This is a genomic window from Stenotrophomonas sp. P5_A8, assembly GCF_056400545.1.
In genome coordinates this window covers 1-3,468 of sequence record NZ_JBFULB010000379.1, presented here as the reverse complement: position 1 = coordinate 3,468, position 3,468 = coordinate 1, and the positions used below count along the sequence as shown (strand labels likewise).

Annotated in this window: 4 protein-coding genes; all 4 read left to right on the top strand. The window is 59.8% G+C overall.

What is annotated here, in order from left to right; all coding sequences use genetic code 11:
* Positions 1 to 231: LytTR family DNA-binding domain-containing protein (locus AC1DQP_RS18300; protein ID WP_478052178.1), on the top strand; the 231-nt coding region annotated here is incomplete at its 5' end.
* Between the two features lie 105 nt (positions 232 to 336).
* Complete coding sequence (locus AC1DQP_RS18295) at positions 337 to 1,686, top strand: acyl-CoA thioesterase/BAAT N-terminal domain-containing protein (RefSeq protein ID WP_478052177.1); 1,350 nt, start codon at positions 337 to 339, stop codon at positions 1,684 to 1,686.
* A gap of 78 nt (positions 1,687 to 1,764) precedes the next feature.
* Positions 1,765 to 2,580: a bifunctional hydroxymethylpyrimidine kinase/phosphomethylpyrimidine kinase gene (gene thiD / locus AC1DQP_RS18290; protein ID WP_478052176.1), complete on the top strand. Its 816-nt coding sequence runs from the start codon at positions 1,765 to 1,767 to the stop codon at positions 2,578 to 2,580.
* 174 nt (positions 2,581 to 2,754) lie between these two features.
* Positions 2,755 to 3,306 (top strand): CPBP family intramembrane glutamic endopeptidase, encoded by a 552-nt coding sequence (locus tag AC1DQP_RS18285; RefSeq protein ID WP_457320351.1) that lies wholly within the window; start codon positions 2,755 to 2,757, stop codon positions 3,304 to 3,306.
* Positions 3,307 to 3,468 lie beyond the last annotated feature (162 nt).

The window sequence follows — 3,468 nt, the reverse complement described above, 5'->3', positions numbered from 1 at the left end:
GGAAAGGACACGTATCTGCGCCGCGATAGCATGGCAAGTCTTGCGGAGGCGTTGGAACCGAGCGGATTTCTCCGTATCCACCGATCCTCATTGGTGAATGTAAGGCGCATCGCAGCACTTCGTTCCGCGCGAAACCAGGACGCTCTATTGGAACTCATTGACGGCACGATCCTCCGGGTCAGCCGACAGTTCCGAACACAACTCGAAGCCAATTTGCCGCGATTGCCGTAGATGTCTGCACGATTGGTGCCACGTAGAGCACGGCTCACGCCAAAGTCCGTCTCAGGTATGCGTCCTGCTCGCAAGCTCTGAAGTCACCCTCAGAGTGCCCCCTGAATGCGTCGATTCGCCCTCCTATCGCTCCTTCTGGCTTGCGCCAATAGTTATGCCGCGACACTGAGCATCGTCTCGGCAGACAGTCGAGCTGACGCGCCACTGGGGGTGTCTATCTCAGGCATGCGGCCTACGGATGTCGTTGAGCTTCGGCTGGCCATGCGGGACTCCAAAGGCACCAACTGGCGCTCCAACGCGGTCTATCGAGCAGATCTGGAAGGTAGGGTTGACCCCACGACGACGGCCGCCGAGGCGGGCAGCTATACGGGAGTCGATCAGACGGGACTGTTCTGGTCGATGAAACCGGACGGTCCAGGAAGGCCTTCGCCTTTCCCCATCAAAAGGAGGGAGGGAGACTTGCGATTCGAGCCTGCGATTTTCACGCTCGAAATGGTTGTTGAAGGGAACGTCGCGGAAACCGTCCAACTCCGCCGCTGGATTGACGGCGAAGACGTCTCGGCGTTCACTGTCGAGTCTCCTGGCTTGGTCGCCAACATCTACGCACCCAGGAGAGTGCTGACAGACGGTCGCCGTCATCCCGTCGTCATTACGCTCGGTGGCTCCGAGGGTGGTATTGAGAGCGCAAACATGTACGCCGCGTGGCTTGCCTCTCATGGGTTCCTGGCCATGTCAGTGGCTTACTACCGCATGCCTGGCTTGCCCAAGGACCTCGTGCGGGTTCCGATTGATCCCGTTTCGGTGGCGGTGGATTGGCTGCAAGAGCAAAGCTACGTCGACGCGTCTGGAATAGGTGTGTTGGGAGGGTCCTGGGGCGGGACGATTGCGATGGCCGCCGCGTCGCATGACCAGCGCCTGCGCGCCGTGGTCTCGATAGTGGGAAGTCCAGCGCCCTTCCGAGGCATACGGCGAGATATCGCACCAGCCGATTTCCGTGCGGTCGATGAGCCCGGTCTGACCTTGAAGGGGAAAGATCTGCCCTTCCTGCCGTATATGGAGGATTCGCGATGGTTTGATGAGGAAGACGCTACGGCACAGTCAGCGTTGAAATCTGCCATGTTGCCGATCGAGAAGATCAACGGCCCGCTCATGCTCGTAGCAGCGGGAGACGATCAGCTTGGTCTCTCTGGTGAGATGGCGGCGGTGGCGAGTGGCTATCTGGCGAATCATCATCGTGATAAGCCGGACGAGATCGTCTATTTCAGTGATGCCGGGCACTTGATCTCCCTGTTCTGGCAGCCAACCACGTATCGACACGACCTAGGTCCTCACCTCCAAGTGGGCGGCACTCCCAAGGGCTATGCGCGCGCGGATCGCGAGGGTGGTGCGGCTGTCATCCGATTCCTGCGAGCGGCACTGAAAAGTGAACGTGACTCGCTCCCCTCGTCGAAGTGAACGAATCGGCAGTTCACCCTGCGCAGGCCGAGCGCCAAGCTCTCGGGCTCTGCGGTTGACCGGGTTTTGGAGGAACACGTGATCCCCAACGTTTTGAGCATTGCAGGAACAGACCCCACCGGCGGCGCCGGCATTCAAGCAGACCTTAAAGCGTTCTCAGCGCTGGGTGCCTATGGCATGACTGTCATTGCTGCCGTTGTCGCCCAAAACACCCAAGGTGTCCGGCGATTTGTAGCGCTTRACCCCGATTTCGTGCAGGCACAGCTTGAGGCTGTCTTCGATGACGTGCGCGTGGATGCAATCAAAATTGGCATGGTTGCCAACGCGGGCGTTGCCCGAGCCATCGCCAAGACGCTCCGTGAGCGTGCCACGTGCCCTATTGTTCTGGATCCAGTGATGGTGGCCAAAAGTGGTGACCGCCTCTTGGAGGAAGACGCGGTTGCGGTGCTGAGAGATGAGCTGCTCCCGCTATGCACGATCGTCACTCCCAACTTGCCCGAGGCCAGTGATTTGCTTGGTGTACCGGAGGCCGCCAGCATTGAGCAGATGCATCAAACCCTGGATGCAATGGTGAATCTTGGGAGCGAGTGGGTGCTGTTGAAGGGCGGACACCTGAAGGGTGCTGAGAGCACTGACCTGCTGGCCGGACATGGAGGGAGGTGGACCTTCAACGCACCGAGGATCGCCACGCGCAACACGCATGGAACCGGCTGCACGCTATCGGCGGCACTTGCCGCGTTGATTCCCAAAATGCCCGTAGCCGATGCAGTAGGGGAGGCGAAGGCCTATCTAAGCGGTGCGATAAGCGCAGCTGAGAAGCTCGACGTAGGCCAGGGTCAGGGTCCTGTCCACCACTTCCACGCCTTGTGGCGTCAGTCGCTGCAAGGGACTTAGACCGCTCTCAAAGTGATGGCTGACCTTTGACACCAGGAATTCCCTATGCAGAACACCTCTGACTCGACAGTGCCCTCACGCCCGCACGTCCGGATAGCGATGCCCATCAGGCTGCTGCTGGTGGCATGCGTGCTTGCATTGGCATATTTTCCGTGGCTCCCATTCCCTTGGCGCATGCCCTTCGTCGGTCTGCTGGGCATGACGTTCGTTTGGATGGAGATGCGCTCACCGTCGTATTGCGGGCTGCAACGGCGATCACTCGGCCAGACGCTGGCGTGGACGGCCCTGGTGGTCGGGATTGTCGTGGGCCTTGTCGACCCGCTCATTCAACCCCTCGTGGATCATCTGACGGACACAAAGGCCGACTACAGCGGCTACGGACCGTTGTTTGGCAATTTGCCTGCTGCACTGACGCTTGTTGCTGGCGCTTGGCTTAGTGCGGCAATCGGCGAGGAACTCGTCTTTCGCGCGTTCCTCATGCACCAGCTTCACGCGCTATTCGGTGGGGTGCCTGGTCGCATCTATCCCGCGTCGTTGACGGGCGGACTGGTCTTCGGCCTCATGCATGCAAATCAAGGGCTGTCGGGAATCCTCGTGACGGGTCTGGTCGGTGCACTCTTTGGGTTTGCCTACCTCCGATCTGGGCGCAACCTCTGGTCGCTCGTGTTGGCGCACGGCTTGATCGATACGTGGGGAGTGGCGACGCTCTACCTTGGTTGGTATTGATCAAGTTGACTGTTGTTGACCGAGGCACCACGTTCGGATGGCACGCTTTGAYAGGTGCGTTTGGCTATCGATGGCCGTCTTCCGGATTTGGGGATGGGGCAGGGCTCCCTTAAGTCACGAGACGGCGTGCAGGGGTCAGAGGGGATGCCGACGGTTGAGATG

Bases quoted from the DNA above. Each gene is read 5' to 3' on its own strand.
- AC1DQP_RS18295 (WP_478052177.1), top strand. From the start codon at position 337: ATGCGTCGATTCGCCCTCCTATCGCTCCTTCTGGCTTGCGCCAATAGT.
- AC1DQP_RS18285 (WP_457320351.1), top strand. From the start codon at position 2,755: ATGCCCTTCGTCGGTCTGCTGGGCATGACGTTCGTTTGGATGGAGATG.